The sequence below is a fragment of the Caulobacter sp. GW821-FHT09B11 genome (assembly GCF_059418205.1).
On sequence record NZ_JBWKPK010000009.1, the window covers coordinates 32,442 to 55,568 of the forward strand.

Annotated in this window: 16 protein-coding genes; 9 read left to right on the plus strand and 7 right to left on the minus strand. The window is 69.8% G+C overall.

What is annotated here, in order from left to right:
• Positions 1–80: 80 nt before the first annotated feature.
• The 4 genes from AC07N1_RS08675 to mnmC2 all read left to right on the plus strand — a co-directional run bounded on the left by AC07N1_RS08675 (position 81) and on the right by mnmC2 (position 5,164).
• The gene (locus AC07N1_RS08675) at positions 81–1,883 is read left to right on the plus strand and encodes a methyl-accepting chemotaxis protein (RefSeq protein ID WP_494671428.1); all 1,803 of its coding nucleotides are present in this window, start codon (positions 81–83) and stop codon (positions 1,881–1,883) included.
• A gap of 106 nt (positions 1,884–1,989) precedes the next feature.
• Positions 1,990–2,859 carry a flagellar motor stator protein MotA gene (motA, locus tag AC07N1_RS08680; protein ID WP_494671429.1) on the plus strand — a complete coding sequence of 290 codons (870 nt, stop codon included), beginning with the start codon at positions 1,990–1,992 and terminating at the stop codon, positions 2,857–2,859.
• A gap of 145 nt (positions 2,860–3,004) precedes the next feature.
• Complete coding sequence (locus AC07N1_RS08685) at positions 3,005–3,316, plus strand: hypothetical protein (protein ID WP_494671430.1); 312 nt, start codon at positions 3,005–3,007, stop codon at positions 3,314–3,316.
• A gap of 72 nt (positions 3,317–3,388) precedes the next feature.
• Complete coding sequence (gene mnmC2, locus AC07N1_RS08690) at positions 3,389–5,164, plus strand: tRNA (5-methylaminomethyl-2-thiouridine)(34)-methyltransferase MnmC2 (protein ID WP_494671431.1); 1,776 nt, start codon at positions 3,389–3,391, stop codon at positions 5,162–5,164.
• Between the two features lie 239 nt (positions 5,165–5,403).
• Here the strand turns inward: mnmC2 and AC07N1_RS08695 are convergent, their stop codons facing one another.
• On the minus strand, positions 5,404–6,633 hold the full coding sequence (locus AC07N1_RS08695; protein ID WP_494671432.1) for an OmpA family protein: 1,230 nt from the start codon (positions 6,631–6,633) through the stop codon (positions 5,404–5,406).
• Between the two features lie 763 nt (positions 6,634–7,396).
• Here AC07N1_RS08695 and AC07N1_RS08700 point away from each other — a divergent pair.
• Together AC07N1_RS08700 and AC07N1_RS08705 are read left to right on the plus strand one after the other, a co-directional pair.
• Positions 7,397–8,707 carry an MFS transporter gene (locus tag AC07N1_RS08700; RefSeq protein WP_494671433.1) on the plus strand — a complete coding sequence of 437 codons (1,311 nt, stop codon included), beginning with the start codon at positions 7,397–7,399 and terminating at the stop codon, positions 8,705–8,707.
• Positions 8,708–9,712: a helix-turn-helix transcriptional regulator gene (locus tag AC07N1_RS08705; protein WP_494671434.1), complete on the plus strand. Its 1,005-nt coding sequence runs from the start codon at positions 8,708–8,710 to the stop codon at positions 9,710–9,712.
• 3 nt (positions 9,713–9,715) lie between these two features.
• Here the strand turns inward: AC07N1_RS08705 and AC07N1_RS08710 are convergent, their stop codons facing one another.
• Both AC07N1_RS08710 and AC07N1_RS08715 read right to left on the minus strand, forming a co-directional pair.
• A complete protein-coding gene (locus tag AC07N1_RS08710) occupies positions 9,716–11,923 on the minus strand; it encodes a WD40/YVTN/BNR-like repeat-containing protein (protein ID WP_494671435.1) in 2,208 nt (735 codons plus the stop codon).
• Between the two features lie 248 nt (positions 11,924–12,171).
• Positions 12,172–12,381: a hypothetical protein gene (locus AC07N1_RS08715; RefSeq protein WP_494671436.1), complete on the minus strand. Its 210-nt coding sequence runs from the start codon at positions 12,379–12,381 to the stop codon at positions 12,172–12,174.
• 272 nt (positions 12,382–12,653) lie between these two features.
• Between AC07N1_RS08715 and AC07N1_RS08720 the strand changes: the two genes are divergently transcribed.
• From AC07N1_RS08720 to AC07N1_RS08730, 3 genes are all read left to right on the plus strand, one after another.
• Positions 12,654–14,216: a hypothetical protein gene (locus tag AC07N1_RS08720; RefSeq protein ID WP_494671437.1), complete on the plus strand. Its 1,563-nt coding sequence runs from the start codon at positions 12,654–12,656 to the stop codon at positions 14,214–14,216.
• Positions 14,217–14,508: 292 nt separating this feature from the next.
• On the plus strand, positions 14,509–15,330 hold the full coding sequence (locus tag AC07N1_RS08725; RefSeq protein ID WP_494671438.1) for a trypsin-like serine protease: 822 nt from the start codon (positions 14,509–14,511) through the stop codon (positions 15,328–15,330).
• Entirely contained in the window at positions 15,302–17,497 is a 2,196-nt protein-coding gene (locus AC07N1_RS08730) for a S8 family serine peptidase (protein WP_494671547.1), read from the plus strand. The genes AC07N1_RS08725 and AC07N1_RS08730 overlap by 29 nt, the downstream gene beginning before the upstream one ends.
• Before the next feature lie 34 nt (positions 17,498–17,531).
• Here the strand turns inward: AC07N1_RS08730 and AC07N1_RS08735 are convergent, their stop codons facing one another.
• From AC07N1_RS08735 to bla, 4 genes are all read right to left on the minus strand, one after another.
• The gene (locus AC07N1_RS08735) at positions 17,532–19,394 is read right to left on the minus strand and encodes a hypothetical protein (RefSeq protein ID WP_494671439.1); all 1,863 of its coding nucleotides are present in this window, start codon (positions 19,392–19,394) and stop codon (positions 17,532–17,534) included.
• 211 nt (positions 19,395–19,605) lie between these two features.
• Positions 19,606–20,199, minus strand: a complete 594-nt coding sequence (locus AC07N1_RS08740; RefSeq protein ID WP_494671440.1) for a hypothetical protein — start codon at positions 20,197–20,199, stop codon at positions 19,606–19,608.
• Entirely contained in the window at positions 20,196–22,133 is a 1,938-nt protein-coding gene (gene mrdA, locus AC07N1_RS08745; RefSeq protein WP_494671441.1) for a penicillin-binding protein 2, read from the minus strand. Before mrdA ends, AC07N1_RS08740 begins: the two co-directional genes overlap by 4 nt.
• A 115-nt stretch (positions 22,134–22,248) precedes the next feature.
• Positions 22,249–23,043 (minus strand): subclass B3 metallo-beta-lactamase, encoded by a 795-nt coding sequence (bla, locus tag AC07N1_RS08750; RefSeq protein WP_494671442.1) that lies wholly within the window; start codon positions 23,041–23,043, stop codon positions 22,249–22,251.
• Between the last annotated feature and the right edge of the window lie 84 nt (positions 23,044–23,127).

The following is a 23,127-nucleotide window of genomic DNA, read 5'->3' on the forward strand; positions in this document are numbered from 1 at the left end:
ACGCCCCAAGGACGCTATGTCGCAACCCTGGGACGGTCCGGATTAAGGGTCCGCTCATGGCGCGGGCGCGTAGTGGGGCCATGCTGCGTCACATCTCCGTCCCCCACAAACTGCTGCTGGCCTTCGCGGCCATGATCACGATCTGCGGCGCGGCCAGCGCCGTGGTCGCCTTCGACCTGTGGTCGCTGCGCAAGGCGACCGAGATGACCGACGACTCCATGGCCCTGACCATGGCCAGCGCCCGCATGCAGGCCGCCGCCCTGGAGCAGCAGAACGCCATCCTCGGCTATGTCGCCTCGGGCGCCAGCGAGCACATCCGCCGCTTCGACGCCGCCGAGAAGGCCCTGGAGGCCGACCTCGACGCCCTGCGCAACGCCGACGCCGCCGGCGACTACGCGACCGCCGCCGCCAAGCTCTCGGACGCCCGCAAGCAGTACAAGGCCGAGGCCCAGGCCCTGATCGCGATGGCCGCCACGCCCGAGGGCCGCGCCCAGGCCGCGACCCAGACCAGCGCCGGCGATCGCCTGGCCGACCTGCGCAAGGTGCTGGCCGAGGTCGAGGCCCAGGAGCATCGCGATGAGGCGGTGCGCTCGGCCAGCCGCGAGCGGGCCTTCGGGCGCGCCTTCCTCGGCATCGTGGTGGGCGGGATCCTCGGTCTTCTCGCCTCGCTCGCCCTCGCCTGGCTGCTGACCCGCGTGCTGGGCCGGCCGGTGACCGCCCTGACGGGCGTCATGACCCGCCTGGCCGGCGGCGACAACGGCGTCCAGGTGCCCGAGGTCGACCGCCGCGACGAGATCGGCGCCATGGCCAAGGCCGTGCTGCGCTTCAAGGACGCCGCCATCGAGAAGATCGCCGTCGAGCGCCAGGTCGAGATCGAGCGCCAGGCCGCCGAAGCCGCGCGCCAGACCGCCGAGGCCGAGCGCGAGGCCGCCCGCGTGCAGCTGGAGGCCGTGGTCGACAGTCTGGCCAGCGGCCTGCGCGCCCTGGCGCAGGGCGACCTGACCCGCCGCGTCGACATCGCCTTCCCCGCCGAATACGAGCGCCTGCGCGCCGACTTCAACGCCGCCATCGCCCAGATGGAAGACGCCCTGAAGGTCATCGTCCGCTCTGCCGGCGGCATCGAGGCCGGCAGCGACGAGATCGCCTCGGCCGCCGACGACCTGTCCCGCCGCAGCGAACGCCAGGCCGCCAGCCTGGAGGAGACCGCCGCCGCCCTCGACGAGATCACCGCCACCGTCCGCCGCAGCTCGGCCGGCGCCAAGAGCGCGGCCATCGTGGTCGGGGCGGCCCGCAGCGACGCCCAGCGCTCGCGCGTCGTGGTCGGCGACGCCGTTGGGGCCATGACCCGCATCGAGGCCTCCTCGCGCGAGATCGGCCGCATCGTCGGGGTGATCGACGAGATCGCCTTCCAGACCAACCTTCTGGCCCTCAACGCCGGGGTCGAGGCCGCCCGGGCCGGCGACAGCGGCAAGGGCTTCGCCGTCGTCGCCATGGAGGTGCGGGCCCTGGCCCAGCGCAGCGCCGAGGCGGCCCGCGAGATCAAGGTGCTGATCGCCACCGCCGCCCGCGAGGTCGAGCAGGGCGTGTCGATGGTCGGCGAGACCGGCCAGGCCCTGCAGGCCATCGCCGACAAGGTGGGCGAGATCGACGGGCTGGTCGGCGAGATCGCCGCCTCGGCCGCCGAACAGTCGGCCGGCCTGTCGGAAGTCAACGGCGCCATCAACCTGATGGACCAGACCGTCCAGCAGAACGCCGCCATGGTCGAGCAGTCCACCGCCGCCAGCCACAGCCTCAAGACCGAGGCCGCCACCCTGGCCCACCTGATCGGCCGCTTCCGGGTCGGCGGCGCGGCCCAGGCCCGCAAGCCCGCGCGCGCGGCGTGACGGCGGCCTGCGCCCCGTCGCCGCACGGACCTGCAAACCGCCGATACCTTGGATTAATCATTAACAGCCATGATGCCGGCTGAATTCTTCGGGGCCTCCTGACGTCATGTTCCAGATCATCGGCATCGTGCTGCTCTTCGGCCTCGTGTTCGGCAGCTACCTGATGGGCGGCGGCAAGATGGACGTGATCCTTCACGCCGCGCCGCACGAACTGATGGCCATCCTGGGCGCGGGCGTCGCCGCGTTCCTGATTTCGAACTCGATGACCGTCATCAAGGCCACCGCCGGCGGCTTCGGCAAGATCTTCGCCGGCCCCAAGTGGAAGGCCGGCGACTACCGCGACCTGCTGGCCCTGCTGTTCCTGCTGACCAAGACGATGAAGTCCAAGGGCGTCATCGCCCTGGAAAGCCACATCGAAAAGCCGCACGACAGCTCGATCTTCTCGCGCTACCCGAAGATCTCCAAGGACCACTTCGCCGTCGACTTCATCTGCGACACCCTGCGGATGATGACCATGAACCTGGAGGACCCCCACCAGGTCGAGGACGCGATGGAAAAGCAGCTCGAGAAGCACCACCACGAGGCGCTCGAGCCCGCCCACGCCCTGCAGTCGATGGCCGACGCCCTGCCCGCCCTGGGCATCGTCGCCGCCGTGCTGGGCGTCATCAAGACCATGGGCTCGATCACCGAGCCGCCCGCCGTGCTCGGCGGCATGATCGGCGGCGCCCTGGTCGGCACCTTCCTCGGCGTGTTCATGGCCTATGGCCTGGTCGGCCCGATGGCCGCCCGCCTGCAGGCCGTCGTCAACGAGGACGGCGCCTTCTACAAGATCATCCAGGCGGTGCTCGTCGCCCACCTGCACGGCAACGCCGCCCAGATCAGCGTCGAGATCGGCCGCGGCAACGTGCCCAGCGTCTGCCAGCCCAGCTTCGTCGAGCTGGAAGAGGCCCTGTCGCAGATCCCCAACGAGGGCTGAGGCCCCTACATCCCTCCGTGCACGGTCAGATCACGCGCCCGTGATCTTTGGCTTGCAACGGGGCGTGAAAAGCGGTTCCTTGCCACCATGGCGCCCGGCTCCCACGCCGGGCGTTTCCATTTTAGACGTCGCAAGGGATGCCCCTATGACCACTCAAGTCCTCCGCAAGATCCTCATCGCCGGCGCGGCCATGACCGCCCTGTCGCTGGCCGCCTGCGGCGGCAAGAAGGACGAGGCTCCCGCCGTCGACGAGAAGGCCGCCGCGGCCGCCGCCGCCGGCGCCAGCGACGTGACGGCCGCCGACGCCGGTGAAGCCGCCGACCAGGCCACCGCCGACGCCAACAAGGCCGCCGCCGACGCCGCCGCCGAACCGGACGCCGTCTCGGCCGCCGAGGGCGCGCCCGCCCCGGCTGCCGCCGAGCCCGCCAAGGAAGAGCACAAGACCGAAGGCCACTGAGCCTTTCGTCCGCTTCTTCCGAAAGATCCGAAGGGCCGTCCGCGAGGGCGGCCCTTCTTCTATGATGGCGCCATGACTTCCGACTCTTCAGACACCCCCGGCTCCCCCCTGATCTGGCGCGAGGACGGCCTGCCGCAGTCGCGGCTCTACGGCGACGTCTATTTCTCCAGCACCGACGGCCTGGCCGAGACCCGGGCGGTGTTCCTGGAAGGCTGCGGCCTGCCGGACGCCTGGGCCGGGCGCGAGCGCTTCGTGGTCGGCGAGCTGGGCTTCGGCACGGGATTGAACATCGCCGCCCTGCTGGACCTGTGGCGACGCGAGAAGCCGGCGGAAGCCCGCCTGCACATCTTCTCGATCGAGGCCCACCCGATCACCCGCGACGAGGCCGCCCGGGCCCTGGCGGTCTGGCCGGAACTGGGCGAGGCGGCCCAGGTGCTGCTCGACCATTGGCCCAGCCCCGCGCGCGGCTTCCACCGCATCGACCTGCCCGGCTTCGACGCCGTGCTGGACCTGGCCGTCATGGACGTGGCGGAGGCCCTTGAGGCCTGGAGCGGCGCGGCCGACGCCTGGTTCCTCGACGGCTTCTCGCCGGCCCTCAACCCGGCCATGTGGCGCGAGGAGATTCTCGCCGCCGTCGCCGCCCGCACCGCTCCCGGCGCGCGGGCCGCGACCTTCACCGTGGCCGGGGCCGTGCGCCGCGGCCTGGCCGCCGCCGGCTTCTCCTGGAAGAAGCGCCCCGGCTTTGGCCGCAAGAACGAACGGCTGGAGGCGACCTTCCCCGGCGAGCGCCCCGCGCCGTTCGCGCCGAAGAGCCTGGCGATCGTCGGCGGCGGCATCGCGGCGGCCGGCCTGGCGCGCGCCGCCCGGGCCGAGGGCCTGGCCGTGACCGTGATCGACGCCGGCCGCGACCCGGCCTCGGGCAATCCCGCCGCCCTGGTCACCCCGGCGCTCGACGCCGGCGGCGGCCCGCGCGCGGCCCTGCCGGCCCAGGCCCTGGCCCGCGCCGCCGCCCTCTACGAGGCCCTGCCCGACGCGATCCTGGCGCGCGGCGTGCTGCGGCTGGCGACCGGTCCCAAGGACCCCGACCGCTTCGCCGCCGTCGCCGGCCAGGACCTGTTCGCCCCCGGCGAGATGTCCGTTCTGGACGCCGGGGCCGCGAGCGCCGGCCTGGGCGAGGCGGCGAGCGGCGCCCTCTCCATGAACCTCGCTCGGGTGATCGAGCCCGCCGCCGTGATCGCCGCCTGGCGCGGCGAAGCGATCGCCGCCGAGGTCGCCCGGATCGAGCCCGGCGACGACGGCTGGCGCCTGCTGGACGCCGACGGCGCGGTCCTGGCGACCGCCGACGCCGTCGTGCTGGCCGGCGGCGCCGATCTGGCCCGCCTATGGCCCGGCGCGCCGATCCGCCCGGTGCGCGGCCAGACCAGCTGGACCGCCGCCGTCGAGGCGACGATCGCGCCCGCCGCCTTCGGCGGCTACGCCGTTCCCACCCGCGACGGCGGCGTGCTGTTCGGGGCCACCCACGACCGCGGCGAGACGGCGTCCGACCTGCGCGAGGCCGACCATACTCGCAACCGGGCCGCCCTGGCCAAGGGCCGGCCGGAACTGGCCGCCCGCCTGGCCGCCACGCCGCTGGACGGCCGCGCCGCCGTGCGCGCCACCACGGCCGACCACCTGCCCCTGGCCGGCGCCGTTCCCGGCGCGCCGGACGGCCTGTTCGTGCTGGGCGGCCTGGGCGGACGCGGCTTCACCCTCGCCCCGCTGCTGGCCGAGCATGTGGTGGCGCTGGCGCTGGGCGCGCCGTCGCCGCTGCCGCGCGCGCTGGCGGCGCTGGTGGACCCCGGCCGATAGCCCTCTCCCATCGAAGCCATGCTCCTCCCTCGCGCAGCGGGGGAGGTGGCGCGGCGCTATCAGCGCCGTGACGGAGGGGGCGAGTGACAGAGCGCTGAGCCCGGTCTCGCCCCCTCCACCGCTTCGCGGTTCCCCTCCCCCGCACGCGGGGGAGGATCAAAAAAGCAAAAGGCCCCGGAGTTTACTCCGGGGCCTTCGCATTTCGTCGGGAAGCGTGAAGCCTCCGTCCGGTCTCGATCTTAGAAGTTGATCGAGATGGTCGAACGGCGGTTCAGCGGTTCCTTCACGCCGTCGCCGGTGGCGACGGCCGGGGCGCTTTCACCCTTCCAGTCGACCGCCAGGGTCGTGGCGGGCACGCCGGCGCCGACCAGACCATCGGCCACGGCCTTCGCACGACGTTCCGACAGGCGGACGTTGTACTTCGGCGAGCCCGAGGTGTCGGTGTGGCCCACGACCGTGATCTTGGTCGCGTTGCCGCCCTTGGCGTAGTCAGCCGCTTGCTGAACCACGGCCTGGGCTTCCGGCGTCAGCACGTACTGATCGAACGGGAAGTAGACCACGAACTCGCGGGCCTCGTAGGCCGGCGGAGGCGGCGGCGGGGGCGGCGGAGCCGGGGGCTCGGGCGGGGGCGGCGGGGGAGGCGGCGGCGGCGGGGGCGGAGGCGGCGGGGGCGGCGGCGAGCCGAAGGTGTAGCGCACACCCAGGGTGATCGAGCTGTCCTTGTAGTCGCCTTCGAAGTAGCCGAGCGGCGTCGGAGCCGGACCGGCTGCGCCGACGTTGTGGGTGATCGTGCCCCAGGTGACGTTCTTGGCCGTCAGATAACGGCCCGTCAGGTCGATCGACCAGTTCGGGGTCAGGTCCCAGGCCAGGCCCAGCAGGCCCTGATAGGCGAACGCCTGGTCGACGTCGTCGATGCTGGCGTTCTGGTAGGGCGCCGCGCCGGTCGGCACGCCGCTCAGTTGGCCGTAGACCTTGTTGTGAACCCAGGCCGTACCGACACCGACGCCGACGAACGGACGCCAGGACGAGTCCGGCATGAAGTCATAGATGACGTTGGCCATCAGGGTGGTGGCCTTCAGCTCGCCGTTCGGCGCGCCGCAGGTCGGATTGGCCGTCGTGCGGATCGGACCGGCGGTGCAGAGACCCAGCGGCTGCGGACGCGAGGAGTCTTCCGAGCGGACGCCCTTGATGTCGCCGCCGCGGTAGCCGTACTCGCCTTCGACGCGCCAGTTCGGCGAGATGCGATAGCCGAGGCGAGCGAAACCCGCCCAGTCTTCGTCGGTCGAGAAGGTCCAGTCGTAGGGACGGCCGTCGGAGGCGTCCACCGACGAACTTGCTTCAACGCCCTCGGTCGAGTGGTAACCGACGTCGCCGGCCACATACCATCCGCTCAACGCGCCTTGGGCGGAGGCGCCGGAAGCCGCGCAGAGCGCGACAGTTGCGACGCCAGCCAGCAACCCGAATTTCATGATGAGAACCCTCTTAAAATGAGCCTGGACGCCCCCACCGGGCGGCTTCCACGACGACAAACGCGCAACCTCGCAATTCGGCTGTGGCACAGGCGCCACAGTGAGCGAGTTTCGTCGAAATCTCGACAGAACCGCTCGGAAAGATCGGGAACGCGGACGTCGTCGGCCGACGCTGGTCTTTGCGCCGTGGAAGGATGATCGCCGCGTTTGCGGACAGCGTCCAGATCAACCCTGGCGTTTATTCGGAGAACGTCGCCCGATGAGCGTTGTTTGATCAGCGGGAGGCGACCAGCGCCGCGGAACGAGCGACGCTGGTCACGGACCGGACCGCGGATCGCCCCCACGACCCTGCAGCCGGCCACCCTCTCCTCTTCACCGCCTGGAGGAAGCGGCGAAGTCTGTCGCCGCCGGCGCTTCGATCCAAGCGCGACGGGCATGTGCATGGGCCGCCCCGGCGCCGCCGACGCTGTGGAGTGCGCGGCGACGCCGAAAACCGCCCCCGGCGGCCTCGGACGGGGATCGAGGGATCGACCACCCCGGCGAGGACGCGGGAGAAACCGTCCCCGCCGCTCCTGGGGGCGAAGACGCTCGGCGCGACGGCTAGCATTCGCCCGGCCGGACTGTCGCGTTCCAAAGCTGGAACATTCCGCAACGGGAGGCGCCGTGAAGGGCTGGACAGCGCGAGGCGTTGCGTTAACTACGATCCTCGCACGGGGGGAAATTGTGCGCCCTCTCCAGTTTCTTGAAGCTTATGCTTGAGCGTATGCGGTCGAGTCCGGACGACAGTCCGTCCGTCGGTCTTCCCATCGTCCTGCTGCTGGCGGCCGGCCACTTCATGGCCTTCGTCGATCGCGCCGTGCCCAGCGTCTACGCGCCGGTGCTCAAGGCCGACTTCCATCTCACCGACACCCAGCTGGGCGCCTTGCAGGGTCCGGCCTTCGTGGCGCTCTACACGGTCGCCACCCTGGCCGCCGGCCATCGCGGGCATCGCCTGCCGCGCGGGCTGCTGCTGGCCGCCTCCGCCGCCCTGTGGACCCTGGCGACGGCGGCCATGGCCTTCGCCCAGAGCTATGGCGCCCTCTTCGCCTCGCGCCTCGTGCTGGGCCTGGCCCAGGCGGTGTACGCCCCGACCGCCCTGGCGGTGATCGTCGCCGCCGCCCCGCCCGCCCGGCTGTCGCGCTGGGTGTCGGTGTTCACCTCGGGCTCGTCCATGGGCCGCAGCGGCGCCCTGCTGGCCGGCGGCCTGGCCCTGGGCGCGTTCTCGACCGGCGTCCTCCAGGCCTTCAGCCCCGCGCCCTGGGGCCACGCGCCGTGGCGCGCCGCCATCGTGCTGCTGACCCTGCCCAACCTCGTGCTGGTCGCGCTGATGGCCTGGCGCCTGCGCGGCCGCGACGAGGGCGCGGCCGGCGGCCTGGGGCTGGACCGGGCCGTGGCGCATCTGGCCGCACGGCCCGCCGGCCTCGCCCCGCACTTCCTGGCGGCGGGCGCGGTGATCCTGCTGGTGCAGGCGGCCGCGGCCTGGGCGCCGTCGATCGTCAACCGCGCCTGCGGGCTGGACCCGGCCGCCAGCGCCCTGCTCGCCGGCCTCGTCGTGCTGGTCGCCGCCCCGAGCGGACACCTGGGCGGCGGCTGGCTGCTCGACCTTCGTCGACGAGCCGGCGGGGGCCCGACGGCGGTCATCGCAGGCGGCGTCCTGGCGGCCGTGCTCGGCGCCCTGCTGCTGTCCCGCGCCGGCTCGCCGACGACGGCGGCCGCGGCGCTCTTCCTGATCACGGCCGGCGGCGGCGGGGCGGCCCTGGCGGCCCTGGCCGGCCTGCAGCCGCTGAGCCCGCCGCACCTGCGGCCGGCCATGAACGGCCTCTACCTGGCCTTCGTGACGGTGGCGGGTCTGGGTTTCGGCCCGCTGCTGACCGGCCTGGTGAGCGACAGCTGGTTCGCCGGCCCGCACGGCCTGGCCAAGGCCCTGGCCGTGGTGATGACGACGGCGGGATCGCTGGCCGTGCTCGCCGCGTTCCTAGGCGCGGGACCCTGGCGGCGGCTGGCGCAAGAAATCAGCGAGGCCGCGCGCCCCTAGATGTCAGCTTCCGTGACCGACAGCTTCCACTTCTCGAGCGACGACCACTCCGCCGACGAAGCCTTCGCGCTCTACGCCACGCTCTATTCGCGCGGGTCGGACGTGAGCCGCGGCGAAGGACCGTTCTTCGCCCGGGTGCGCGCCTGGCGGCTGGACAAGATCCTGCTGTTCGAGCGGCGGCTGTCGGGCGTGGTCCATGCGCGGCGCGAGCGGATCTCGGGCGACGGCTTCGACCATTTCGTGCTCACCCACGTGGTCGAGGGCGAGGTGCGGCTGGACGCGCCCGGCCCGCCCCGAACCCTGCTGCCGGGCGAGGGCGTGCTGCTCGACACCCGCCGGCCGATGCGCACCGACCACCGCGACGCCGTCATCCTGACCGCCAGCATCGCCCGCGACGTCGTCGAGGCGGCCCTCGGCTCGGCCGGGCGGCTGCACGGCCAGATCCTGGCCCCGCCCGACAACCTGGTCCTGGCCGACTTCATGGCCTCGCTTGCCCGGCGCGGCGACGCCCTGGCGGCGGCGGCCCTGCCGGCCCTGGGCCGCGCCTTCATCGACATCCTGTCGTCGGTCGGCGGCGACGCGGCCCGCGCCGGCCGCGAGGACCAGCGCCGCGACCTGGCCCGCCGCGAAAGCGTGCGCCGCTTCGTGCTGCCCCGGCTGTCGGACAAGACCCTGTCGGTCGAGGCCATCAGCGCCGGCGCCGGCCTCTCGCGCTCTTCGCTCTATCGCCTGTTCGAGAAGCAGGGCGGGGTCGCGCGGTTCATCCAGGCGATCCGCCTGGACACCCTGCGGGCCATCCTCGACGCCGAGGGCCACGCCGCCCCGGGCGAGGCCGAACTGGCCGAGCGCCTGGGCTTCGCCGGGGTCGCCCAGATGGAGCGGCTGTTCGCCGAGGCCTACGGCGCCGACCTCGGGGCCTATCGCGAGGCGGTCGGCGACAAGCCCCGCAACGACCCCGACCTCGCCCGCCGGCGCTGGGCCGGCTGGCTGAACGAGCTGGGCTGAGCCTTACGGGGCCTTTGGCGGACGGCCGACCAGCACGCCGCGTCCGTGCGGGGCGATGTAGACGACGCCGTACTCCAGCAGATCGCCGGCCACGCCCTGGATGTCGCCGAACTGGTGGGCGTCGTCGTTGATCCGCGTCCAGGACGCGCCCTCGTCGTCCGAGCGCCACAGGCCGCCGCGCCCCTCGACCTTGCCGTAGAGATAGACCGCGGGGTAGCCGTCCTTCTCCCTGGGCGCGCCGAAGCTCACCGACCAGGCCGCATCGACCTTGCGGGCCGGCTTGAACGGGGCGCCGACGTCGCGCGAGTGCAGCAGGCCCGACGGCAGGGCGATCCACAGGTCGCGCATCCGCGTCGGCACGACGGCCAGCTGGGCGCGGTCCCAGTGCTGGGCCGCCGGCAGGCCCGAGGCGATCGGGGTGAAGGTCAGGCCGCCGTCGACGCTGACCAGCACGCGGCCGCCGGCCCGGTCGTGCACGTAGAACACCCGCTCGACCACCTTGTCGGCGACCGGAACCAGGGTCTGGTCGCCGCCGGCGGGCCAGCCGGCCGAGGCGGTCCAGGTCTTGCCGCCGTCGAGCGAGGCGTAGCCGGCGTCCTTTTCCGGCGCCCACAGCAGGGCCGAGCCCTTGGCCGACACCGCGATGGCGCCCGGCCCACGCCAGGGCTGGCCCTCGCCCGGAGGCTTGTAGGGCTGCGCCGGCATCGGCCGCCAGTCGGCGCCGCCGCTGGTGGAGTAGAAGGCGTTGGCCTTGCCGTTGGCGGTGCGGACGATGTAGCCGGGCTTCTGGCCGGCGTAGTCGACGCTCCAGTTGCTCTCGGTGTTGGGGCGGAACAGGCCGTTGGCCGGCGGACGGGTGACGTCGTCCCAGGCCGCCCCTGCGGTGTCGCCCATGGCCGCCAGCAGGGTCGCCCCGCCGGTCGGCGAGACCAGCTGGGTGACCGCGCCCTCTTCCAGGTTGTCGATCCGGGCGTCCAGCGCCACCGGGGCGTCGCCGCCGGCGGCGGTGAAGTTGCGGCTCATCCACAGGCCGCCGCCGTGGCCGTAGATAAGCTCGTCGGCGTTGAACGGATTGACCCGCAGGGCCGAGATCCAGCCGCCCATCTTGCGCTCGGGATTGGTCTCGGCCAGCCACGGATAGGCCCTGGCCGAGAAGCCGGCCTGGCGGCTGAGCGCGCTCCATTTGGCCCCGCCGTCGCGCGAGACGAAGATGTCGTCGTTGGGCCACCACCGGTCGAGGGTCGAGACCACCAGCGCGCCGTCCGGCCCGACGTCGACGCCCGAGAAGCCGCCCTGGCGGGCCTCGCCCTTCAGCGGGGAGATGTCGCGCCACTTGCCCGAGGCCGGGTCGCGCTTCTGCACGCTGCCGCCCTTGGCGTGGCTGGGATTGACCGCGAAGGCGCCGCCGTCCCCCTCGGCGAAGGCGACGTAGAGCGTCCCGTCGGGAGCGAACACCGCCCGCTGCGGCAGCTGGGCCGGGGCGCCGGCCGCCGGCTGGAACGAGGCGCCGTGGTCATGGCTGACGAACAGCCCGCCCTTGCCGTCGGCCCCGCCCACATAGAGGTCGCCGGTCTTCGGCTCGAAGATCACCAGGTTGATGGAGCGCGCCGGCGAGGCGGCGACCTTGGCGAAGCTGACACCGCTGTCCGTGCTGCGCCACAGCCCGTCCTGGTTGGAGCCGAACCAGATGGTCTTCGGATCGCTGGGATCGACCATCAGCCGCTCGCCCGCGCCGCGGCCGTCGGCGTTGCCGCCCACCCGGATCGGCAGCTCGGTCTTCTTCCAGGTGGCGCCGCGGTCGTCGGAGCGCAGCACGGCCCCCTTTCGGGCCCAGTCCTGCAGATAGAGCCCGCAGACGGCGTAGAGCTTGTTGGGATCGCTCGGATCGACCGCCAGGCTCAGCACGCCCATCAGGTCGGCGTCCTCGCGCGGCAGGTGGTCCAGCAGCGGGATCCAGCGCTTGCCCGCGTAGTCGTAGCGATAGGCCCCGCCGACATCCGTGCGGGCGTAGAGCAGGCCCTTCTCGCGCGGGTGATAGACGAAGCCGTCGACATAGCCGCCCGCGCCGTAGGGCACGCTGGCCCAGGCGTAGGGCTGGGCCGCCTCGGCCGCCCGCGCCTGCAACGCCGGCGCGCTCATGGCCAGCAGCAGGGCCAGGCCCGCGCCGCCGCACGCACGTCCAAGGACAGGCTTCATCCGATCAAGGAGCATCTGGTTTCCCCCGCTGCGCTCCGGACGATCCTTGGGCCTGAGCCGTCGCCGTCCGTGTTCTTGTGAGCGCTACCATAGCGAACGCGATTAATCCTACAATACGGGATTTCGCGGTTATGGCAGGTTGGGCGGCCTCAAGGCTGGAAGCCGTCGCCGCCGAGCCGGCGGTCGGGCTGCCGGTTCCGGTCGTAGCGTCCGTGCGACAGGCCGACCGCCCGGTGGAACGGGCCCAGGCTCGGCGCCTCAGCTCACCACTGGCGGCTTTCCCAGCAGGCGTCGCATTCGCCGCTTTCCTGGTGCTCGCAGGTCGTGTCCGGTTGAGACAGCCCCCACTTCAGCATCTTGCCCAGCGTGACGCCCAGCAGGGCGAACAGCGCCAGCCACGCCGGCGGGCCGATCAAGGTCGAGCTGATGGCGGAAGACGCGGCTCCGAAGGCCGCTGGCGCGATGATCCACATAATCCCCCCCGGGACCGCGATGTTGCCCGAGGATCACCCCGCAACCGGTGGAGCGCAACACCCTTCTTGCATCCCAGGGTTTACGGACGGTCATTGCGTGACCTGGGTCAGCGCCTGCCCGATCGGCGACACCGGCATGGCCGGGCGACCGCGCCGTCGGCGAACGGCAAGCTTGACTTCAACCTGAGGGCGTCAATGCTGATGACGCCAGCGCGCCTTCCGGCAGAGTGAGCGTCGGGGGCGCGTGCGGGCCGTAACGGGGGAAACGGGCCGTGGATCATCCAGGACCTGGGAACGACAGCCGCGCCGACGCCGGCATGCCGCGCATCCTGGCCGCGGCCATGCTGTGCCTGACCGCGCCCTACGTGCTCGTCGAGCTGTCGTTCAATTCCAAGCTGGTGGACGTGCTGTCGACCAACGTGCCGATCGAGACGATCTTCGGCGTCGAGCAGTGGGGCCGGCTGCTGGCGAGCTTCGCCCTGGCGCTGCTGCTGGTCAGCTTCTCGGCCTCGGCGCTCGGCGCGGGACGGACGGATCGGGCCCGGCGCTGGCTGGTCCTGGCCTTCGTCGCGCTTCCGCTGAGCTATGTCGCGCAGGACGCCGTCGTGCGCTGGAGCGCCCACCAGACGAACGACGAGCAACGCCGCGCCCTCGTCATCCAGGACCAGGCGGCCAGCGCCCTCAAGCGCCAGGCGCAGGCGGGCACGGCGCCGCTCGACCCCGATTACCTGCGAAAGCCGGCCGGCCGGACCTTCCTGGCGATGTCGCCGGCAGCCCCCGCGACCACGGACGCCGACATCGGGGCGATCGTCACGGCCAACACCGAGGCCAAGCTGCGGCCCGAAGACACCCTGGAGACCTACAGCCGGTTCCGCGCCGACGCCAAGGCCCGGTTCGTCGAGACCTACGCGTCGGCGTCGGAGACCTACCGCGCGGCCGTCCGCGACAGCCGCAGCGAAAGCGGCCGGCAATGGAACCGCTTCGTCGACAAGGTCGGCTTCCATCCCGAGATCAGCCGCACCGAGCAGTACCGCCGCGCCGTCAACACCGAGCTGCAGGAGAAGTTCGGCAAGCGCGCCCGCCTGCTGCCGGATGACTGGGCGGTCGACGACATGGAGACCTTCCAGGCCACCGTGAAGGGCAATCTGGATCGCGAGGCCTGGGAACGCTGGTCGCGACGCAGCCGCGACGAGCTCGGCGTAGCGCTCTCGCCCGGGCTGAACCCGAACAAGGCCTTCAACAGCAGGCCGGTCCAGGCGGTCTTCGACAAACGCCTGCGCGAGGCGTTCGAGGGCCTGAACACCAAGGCCATTCCGCATCGCGACAAGATCTCGCTGAAGAAATGGACCGTCACCGGCCACCGCGCCTTCGTGCAGGCCCGGTCGCAGACCCTGACCCGGGCGCTGGAGGATCCAGCCGCTTCGTTCACCTCCGGCGATCACCGGTGCATCGGATACATGGCGGCCATTTCCGCCAGCGTCCCGATCATGGCCCTGACGCTGTCGGCCCTGGGGCTGGTCGTGCACAGCTGCAGATGCCTGATGTACCTGGCCTCGCTGGCCCTGGGGCCGGCGCTGTCCTACCCCCGCCGCCTGATCCTGGGCCTCGCCGCCGCCCTGGTGCTCGTCGGCGTTCCGATGCTGTTCGCGCCCCCGGCCGACGCCCATGCCGACCAGGCCCTGGCCGGCCTGCGCGAGCGTTCGCCCGTGAGCCACCAGCTGGTCCGCTGGACCCAGCAGCAGCAGCGCTTCCTGCTGCCCTGGGGACGCGCGGTGCGGGCCAGGCTCCTGCCGAACGTCCGGTTCCGACGCTTCTACGACGAGCACTACTGCTAGCGCAGGCGCGAGCACGGTAGCGGGCGGAGAACCGCCGCAAGTCATTGAGTTCAGAGAGGGAGGGATGGCCGCAAAGGAACTGTGCAGCGTGCTCGCCGTGCCGACCCGGCGGTTCGATCCGGGCGGCCCTGGTCGCGCGGCTTCGTCATCGGATCGAACAACGCGCCTTCCCGTTCGCGTATACTTTCAGGCGCATCTTGCGAAAACGCCCGCTTGGCGAGAATATCCCTGATCGTCGGGGGGGCCCGCAGTGACGGCACATCACACAAGGCGCGCGCCAAGGGCCCTCATCATGCGCGGCGTCGGGGCCGGTCTCGTGGCCGGGCTGATGCTTTCGACCGCGCCATCAAGCGCTCAAACGCCGCCGGCGGCGGGGCCGGCCTTCATGATGTTCGCGCCGGGCGACGCGGTCCTGGCCCCGCAGATCGAAGGCGGCAATTCGGCGAGCGAAGCCGACTGGCCGGCGACCTTCATCTTTGTCGGCCTCAACCAAAAGCCCTGCACGGCCAGCGCCATCGGCCCCCACGTCATCATGACGGCCGCGCACTGCGTCGCCGACAAAAGTTCGGGAAAGCTCGTCAAGAACAGCGCCACCGTGACCTGCACACGCCACCAGTGGTGGGGAGGGTCCGGGAGCCCCTACGACGTGGCGCTCTGCATTTCGGTCCAGAAGATCCCCCTGCCCGACAACGCGCGGTATGAGAGTCTGGAAACCGACCCTCAGCGCCCTCCGACCAGAGCCGGCCTCGTGCTTCTGGGCTTTGGCTGCACGACCCAGAACCGCGCGGGAGGCTTTCTCTATTCGGGAAACGCCAACGTCCAGACCCCGCCGACTCCCCTGCAGCCGTTCTTCACGACGACCGGATCGGCGTCGGTCTGCGCGGGCGATAGCGGCGGAGCCGTCTACGCACCGTCCAAGGACGGCCGCCGCATCGTCGGCGTGGCTTCGCGCGAGGACGGCGCCAGCGGATCCGTCTTCGCATCGATCACGGCCGACGAGGTCCGCGACTGGATCAAGACCTGGTCGGAGAAGGATTCCGACAAGGGCATTTCCGCCAAACTGAAGGTCGGTATCTGTGGCCTGGATGAAGATCCCTCCCATTGTCGCAGCTAGCCTGCTTCTCCAGGCCGCTCCGATACCCGACGCCGGTCCGCCATCGGCGCCCGTCGGCATAGAGATCACCATCGAGCAGGGCTATGCGCCGGCGATGATCGCGGCGGTCGCGGAGGTCGGCCAGCCCGAACCCGTGACCATGGGGGCCGGACAGAGCCTCCGCGGCCTGATCGAGGCGCGATGCGGCACGGTCGATCCGGTCTATCTGGCGGCCCTGATGAAGGAGAACCGCGGCGAACACCCCGAACTGACCGGCGAACTGCTGGACGGTCCTCTCGACGGCGCGGAGCTCTATCTGCCCGCCTGCCTGACGCCGATCATCATCTCCTATCCGGTCGCGGCGGGAGACCAGATCGGGTCGATCTTCAGTCGCAACGGCATGCCGCTCGACCAGAAAGGCCTTCACGCCGGCTACGCGGCCCGCCCCCAGGAGGTTCCGGGCGTGGCGTTCGCGAGCATCTCGGGCCTGTCGCCCAGCGCCAATCCGCTGGTCCTGGCCGCGAGCAATATCGGCATGGTCCGTACGGAAAACGCCCGGCGGTTTGTCAGCCTCAATCGCGACATCGACCCCTACGATCTCAAGCCGGGCCTCCAGCATCTGCGCCTGGATACCGGCCGCAGGTCTGCAACGATCCTGATCCGCAAAGGCCTGGATGCGGATAAGGCCAAGGCCTTGGTCGACGCGGCGCGCACGACCAAGCCCGCGGGCGTTCTGTCGGCGGACGTGGTGGAGCCCGCACGCCTCGACGATGACGCTGCGATCGAGCCGGACGAGTGCGAGGGCGCCGAGAAGGACGAAGACTGGCCGTTCTCGATAGCGATGCTGGATCGGGCGCTGGAAGCCAACCGGACCCAGCGCGCCGCGGCCGTGCTCGATCCTCCGCTTGTCATGATCGCCGACACCGGGATCGACGACCTGGCGCTCGACGGCACCCCGGCGATCCCCAAGCGCTATCTGGGCGCGATGCCTGGCCCCGGAGGCGGCCCCGCCGATCAGGTCGGCGTGAACGCCGCGCACCGTCAGCCGGGAGCCCACCCTCCCGAAGGTCTTGCTTCCGCGGCCCATGGCCTGGAGGTCGCCGCGACGATCCTCGGCGGATCGCGCATCGACAACAGCGAGGGGCGATACCCGTTTCCGCGCCTGGTCTTCGCCAGCCTGGCGCAGCAGGTCTATCCGCCCTATCTGGCGCCCGGCGCGCTCGCTGAAGCCTATGCGCATGCGGTGTCGGCGAAGAACACGCCCATCCCGATCATCAACGCGAGCGTCCGCGCCCCCGCCCCATACAAGCGCTTCAAGAGCGGGTTGCAGGAGCAGCCCCTGCTGATCACCGCAGCGGGCAACGTCAAGGACGAGCCCCAGGACTTTTCGGAAGGCGTCTTCACCTGGCCGGGGGGCCTCGGCGGCGATCCGGCCAACGCCAAGCCGGGCCTGATCATCAGCGTCGGCGCGCACGACAACCACAAGAAGCTGCTCAAATCGAGCCGCAAGGGCGCCGGGCGCGTCGACCTGCTGGCGCCGGGGTGCAAGATCCCGACCTGGACGGCGAGCCGGACCGAGGATGGCGGCCTGGCGGTGACGCAGGTGCGGCGCAACGGCACCTCGTACGCGGCGCCGATCGTGACCATGGTTGCGGCGCTGCTCTGGCGCGAACAGCTGGACCCACCCGCGATCAAGCTTCGCCTTCTCACCACCGTGGACGTCGATCTCGATCTGGAAGAGACCGCCTGGTCGATGGGCCGCCTCAACATCGAAAAGGCGCTTCTGGTCTGGCGCGACCGCATTACCTACCTGCCGGTCGAAGACCCCGGAGCCGGACCCAACGCCCCCAAGCCCGTACCGGTGACCATCACCGGCCTGCTCCAGACGCCAGTGCTCAAGCTGACAGTGTGCAATCGCAGGCTCGTACATGGCCAGGTTCGTCAGCTGGTCCGGGCCGGCAGCGGGTCGGGCAAGGCGGTGGGCGAGCGATGGATCGGCTGGGCCTCGAGCACGGATCAGGAAGACCGCACGGCCATGGAACGGATCGACTGCCCCGTGACGAACGTTCCGAGCGGTCAGCGCCTTTCGTTCATCAACGACGCCACGGGAGAGCGCGTCGACGTCCAGGCTGACAGGATCATCGACTACACCGCCGCATGGAAGAGGCCCGCCAGGCCGGGGGGCTGAGCCCGGCACGACGGATCATCTCCAACGTCACCGATCAACTTCCGCTCTTGGCCTTGTCCAGCTCGCGCTGCGCTTTCAGCCGGGCCAGTTCCGCCTCCAGCAGCGCCTTTTCGGCCGTCGTCACCGCGGCCTCGGCGTCGTAGCGCTTCTTGACGTCGGCCTGGGCGGCGTTGGGATCTTCCAGCAGCTTCTTGCGCTGCTCGGCCAAGTCCACCTCCAGCTTGGCGATCGCGATGCGGGAGTTGAGATCGTCCTTCTGCTCGCTGATCGACAGCCCGGCCGTGGCCGTCGCCAGCTTCTGCTGGGTTTCGATCAGACTGATCTGCTCTTCCAGGAGCTGCTTCGGCGTCCTGGTCAGCGCCGCCTCCGCGTCGGTCGCGCCCTTTCTGGCCTCGGCCAGCACCTTGCGGTTCCGCAGCTCGGTGAGCTCGGCGCTGTCGCGCGCCTTGTCGTAGGCGACGACCTGATCGACGACCGAGCCGGCCGCATTGGCCATGCCGAGAGCCGCGGCGTTGTCGCGCTTCAGGCTGGCCTTCAGCAGCCGCCCCTGGTCGTCGAGCGTCAGGCCGATATTGCCATTGGCGAAGGCCGGGCTCGAGAACGGCACGTTGAAGATCATGCCCAGCTGAGCGATCGGGCCCGGGAACCTCGCGACCAGGGTTTTGTCGCCCTTGGCGCAGACGGCTTCCTGTTCGCAGATCACCAAGGCGCCGGCGGCCGGCACGCGATACCGCAGGCCGTCCTTCGCGCCGCCGGTGTCGCTGCTCGCGCCCTCCCCGCCATAGGTTCCGCGCCGGACCAGGTGCAGGGAGACCGAAGCTTCGGTCGATTTGCGGACCTTGGCTTCGAGTTCGGCGCCGCCGAGCGCCTTCCAGAGCAGCACGAACTCGTCACAGTCCGCCGAGCGCACCGTATGGCATTTGAGGGGCTCGAACGTCGCCGAGGCCAGGGCCGGGTAGGCGGCCTTGAACTGCTCCTCACTCATTTTCACCTTGGCGGCGTTTCCGGTCGGACCGCTATTGCGCAGCCGGGTCACACCTGCCGCGTCGTTCGCGTAGGACGGCGCTGCGTTGGCGTGGAAGCTGTAGGCCGCCGCGAGGTTGAACCACTTGTCGATGGTCGCGGGCCGCAGGGGCTGGATGAGCGCCGTGTGGAATTCCTTGCTGGTTTCGGGCCAGGTGATGGTGACGGTGTCGGTCAGCCACTTCGTCGCGTCGGACACCTTCTTGGTCTGATCGTCCACGGCCTCCTGGGCCTTCTTGATCGCCTCGGCCTTCTCGGCGACGGCCTTTCTCAACTTCGCGTTCGGCTTGACGGCGTATTCCGTCGTCATCGCGGCGAGCTCGGTCCTGGTCGCCAGGAGGGCGTTCGCCATCTCCGCCAGCTTCGGCGTTTCATCCTTGACGAGTTGCAGCTTCTTGATCGCGTCCGCGGTGCACAGCTGCATGGTCTTTGAGCCGTCCACGAAGCCGACCGGCGTCCCCGTCGCCAGGAGTGCGATCTTGCCCGCCGTCGCCGCCGCCGAAGCGACCACCTCGCCGGTTTTGTCGACGGTGGCGGCGTTGAAGCCCACCAGGCGGCCGTCCTTGTAATCGACCGATATGTCGCTGGTCTTGAAAGCCGAAATCAGGGACGACGGATCGATGACGTAGACATGCTCTCCATCCGGCGCCAGGCTCGGCGTCGCCGTGGCCTCGATCTTGATGGAAGGCTCCGCGCCCACCTTGCAAGCGAGAAGCGTGCGGGTCAGGACCAGCTCGTACTGAGTATAGTCGAGCATGTAGGCGTAGCCGGCCTTTGAAGCCTCGCTATCCGTGACTTTGTTGACTTCCAGATGCGTGCAGGCGCCAAGCGTCATCACGCAGGCCGCAGCCGCGGCCAGCTGTTTGAGGTTCATCGCCAAGGCCCCCCGTGGCGCTCGAGTTCAGATCCAATCAAACGCGAGACGGGCCGCACAACGCCCTGCGCGAGAAATTAAGCAGATGCAACCCTGATCTGCAAGGCGCGACTGGCCTGATCCCGTCCGCCGAAGTCGATCGAAAGCGGATGACTTCCACATGCTGCGGCGCGGCGTGTCCCAGGACCAGTATTCGCCCCCGGGGGGCCGATTACGCCAACCTGTGCAATTCCTCCTCGCTGATTATCCCCGCATCGGCCAGAACTTCATGGGCGATGTCGGCGAGGACCTGCTCCACGCGGCGACGGCAATTGGCCGGCTCGCTTACGATCTCGCTTTCGGCGAATACGAGCAGGCGAAATCCAATAGCGACGATCGCGGCCTCCCGTTGGATCTTGTAGGGCAAGCGCTCCCCGACCCGGTGGTCATCGATGATTATGGCGAGCTGGCGGGCATGATGGTCACATCGAACCTCCAGCCCGTAGTCGATGGCCTGCCCGCGGGCTATTTCCGGCAGAAACACGATCGTCGTACCCCAGCCGCGCCTTGAACGATCCTCCCAGCTTCTGGCCAAGACGATGTCGTTGAAGCCGTCGGTCGCCGTCATCATTTCGGCGAGAAACAAAGCCTGCGCCGGCGAGTGGTTAGCTGAAAGCGTCTCCGAGAACGTCTCCCACATTGCATCGCCGACGGCGTCGGCGTGCGCCTGGATTCGTGCGCGCGCTCGCCGTTCGGCCTCCTCGTTCGTCATTGGCGAGCCATCCCGGTCCCCGCCCCATTCAAGATCGCTTTGGACGTGGGTCAAAAGACGGGCTCCTCGCTTTCGAACGTCGCGTCCGGCATGGGCATCGGGGTTTCGATACGCGCCCTGATTTCAGGGTCTTTCAGGAGGGCGACCCTCATGACTTCGCGTGCGCGCGGAGCCGCGGCGCTCGAACCGAACATGCCTCCGTGCTCGACCAGGACCGAAATCGCGTAACGAGGCGCGTCGTAGGGGGCGAAAGCAATGAAAAGATTATGGTCTTTCAGGCGCCAAGGGATGCCCTGATTGCTCCGCGACCCCGTTTGGGAATATTGCCTGACCTGCGCCGTCCCGGTTTTACCGGCCATGAGCACATCGCCCAAGCCCAACTGGCTTTGCTTGTAGGCGCCGCCCGTCGGGTCGTTGGCCACCGCCGCCATGCCCTCGCGAACGACCTTGAGATGCTCGGCCAGAAAGGGAAGGTCGCCGACGGCGTCCCCATGCGGCTGGTCCTCGCCCCCGACAGCCTTAATCAAGCGCGGATTGAGCATCTTTTTGCTGTTGGCCAGGCGCGCGGTCATGACGGCCAGCTGCAATGCGTTGACGTTGATGTAGCCCTGCCCAATTCCGTAGGGAACGGAGTCGCCGGGGTGCCAGATCGGATCACGCTTGAAAGCGCGCTTCTTCCACTCCCTCGAACCGACCAGCCCCTTTTTCTGCCCCGGGACGCCGATGTCGAAGAGCTGCCCGAAGCCGAGCGCCGTCGCCGTGCTGTGGATCGGATCGGGCCCGATGCGCAGCGCCATCTGATAGAAATAGACGTCACAAGAGTTCTTGATAGCGTCGTGCATGTTCTGGGCGCCGTGGCCGCCCTTCTTGTGGCAGTGCCAAGTCCGCCCCCCGAAAAACCAGCCGCCGGTGCAGACGACGCGCTCGGCGGGATTCACCCCGGCCGTCAGCGCCGCCAGCGCAACCGTCGGCTTGAAGGTCGAGCCTGGCGGGTAGACACCCGTCATGGTCTTGTCGAGCAGCGGCTTGCGCTCGTACTCGGCCAGCGCCCTGTACTCGACGCCCGACAGGCCCTTCACGAACCGATTGGCGTCGAAGCTGGGGGCCGAGGCCATGCACAGCAGGTCGCCGTTGCGGCAGTCCATCATCACGATGGCGCCGCTCTCCTCGCCCATCACCTCGAGGGCGCGGTTCTGGATGTCGGCGTCCAGGGTGAGGCGGACCTCCTTGCCCGGGCTCGGCCGGATGTCGCCGGCCGGATCCAGGCTGACGACGCGGCCTTGCGCATCGACCTCGGCCTTGATGGCCCCCGCCCGGCCCCGCAGGTCCAGGTCGAAAGCCTTCTCCACGCCCTGGCGGCCGATGCGGAAGCCTGGATTGTGCAGCAGCTCCTGGTCCTGCGTCGGATCCTTCCTGGCCGCGTCGACATCCTTGTCGGAAACCCTGGCGACGTAGCCGATGACGTGGGCGAAGGCGCCGCCGAACGGATAGACCCGCACCTCGCCCATGTCGGCGCTGATGTTGGGCAGTTCGGGCGTGCGGATGTTGATCCGGGAGAACTCCTCCCAGCTCATGTCCTCCATCACCACCACCGGCGCCTTGCGCGGGGCGTTGTTGATGTCCTTGATCAAGCGAGCGCGGCGCGTGCCGTCGATGGGCACCAGGGTGGCCAGGTCGTCGAGAGTGGCCTCGACGTCCATGCCCTTCTCCTTGACGACCATCAGGCGGAAGTTGGGGCGGTTCGAGGCCAGGGCCACGCCGTTGCGATCGAGGATCAGGCCGCGCGGCGGCGGCACCAGGCGGTAGTTGAACTGGTTGCCGGCCGAAAGCTTCTGGTAGCGCTGGGCCTCGACCAGCTGCAGCTGGGCCAGGCGTCCGGTCAGGGTCAAGAGACCCAGGCCCGCGAAGCCGCCCAGCAGGAACGCCCGGCGGTGGAAGACCCCCTGCCGCTCGTTGACCTCGAAGAAGAAGATCGATGGTTCGTTCACAATACTTTACTCAGCAGGCGCGAAATCTCGAACACGACGGTATCGCAAGCGCCTGAGTTGAAACACGGCCCGATCCGCCTAGAAATTGTCCCGGCCCAAATAGGCGGGAGATGTGCTATTCCAAGGCCTCTGGCGTAGCCGAAGCCGTTTGCTTGGCCAGCGCGGCTTCGAAGTCCTTCCTGGATTGCGCAACGAAACGCTGCAGTTCCGTCGCATCGACAAACGCGCCCGCCTCGCCTTGCTCCAGGCGCTCGCGCTTGCCATGCAGATCAAAGAAGAAATCGTGGGGCGCGAGGAAGACGTCGGCTTTCATCAGGCTGAGCTTCTTGAAGCTGCCCCGGTAGTCTTCCACGACTCCCTCATAGGCCTGCGGGCCGATGAGCGGCTGGCCGACCGACGTGCTGCAGTAGAACACGACGCGCAGCTTGCGCGTCCCATGATGCGTCTGTGTCGTCCAGGTCGTGCATCCGCGCGTGTGCCCCGGGGTGAGATGAGCCGTCAGCTTGACTGAGCCCAACTTGACGACGTCGCCCTCGCGAACCCTCCGATCCACGGTCACCGGCGGGAAGCTCCAAGCCTCCGGGCGATAGGCCAGGCGGCCTGCTTCCAGTGCGCCGGCGTCTTCGTTGCTGGCGATCAGCTTCGCTCCGGATCGCGCCTTCAGCTCTGCCAGTCCCCCCGCGTGGTCCTTGTGCGCATGGCTGTTGAGGATGAATTTCACATCCTGGAGCCGAAATCCCAGCGCCTCGATGTTCTGTTCAATTTGGACCGCGCTCTCGGGAAAGCCGCCATCCAGCAGAACATGCCCCTGGCTCGATGTGATCAGGAAGGCCGAGAGGCCGCCCGTGCCGACGTAGTAGATATTGTCGACGATGCGGAAAGGCGTCATTGGCCTGTTCCACTTGCGCACGAGACTCGGCTCCTGCGCCCTGGCGCCGTCGACACCGGCGAAGGAACCGCTCAGGCATAGAACCGCCAAGCACAGATGCGGCGC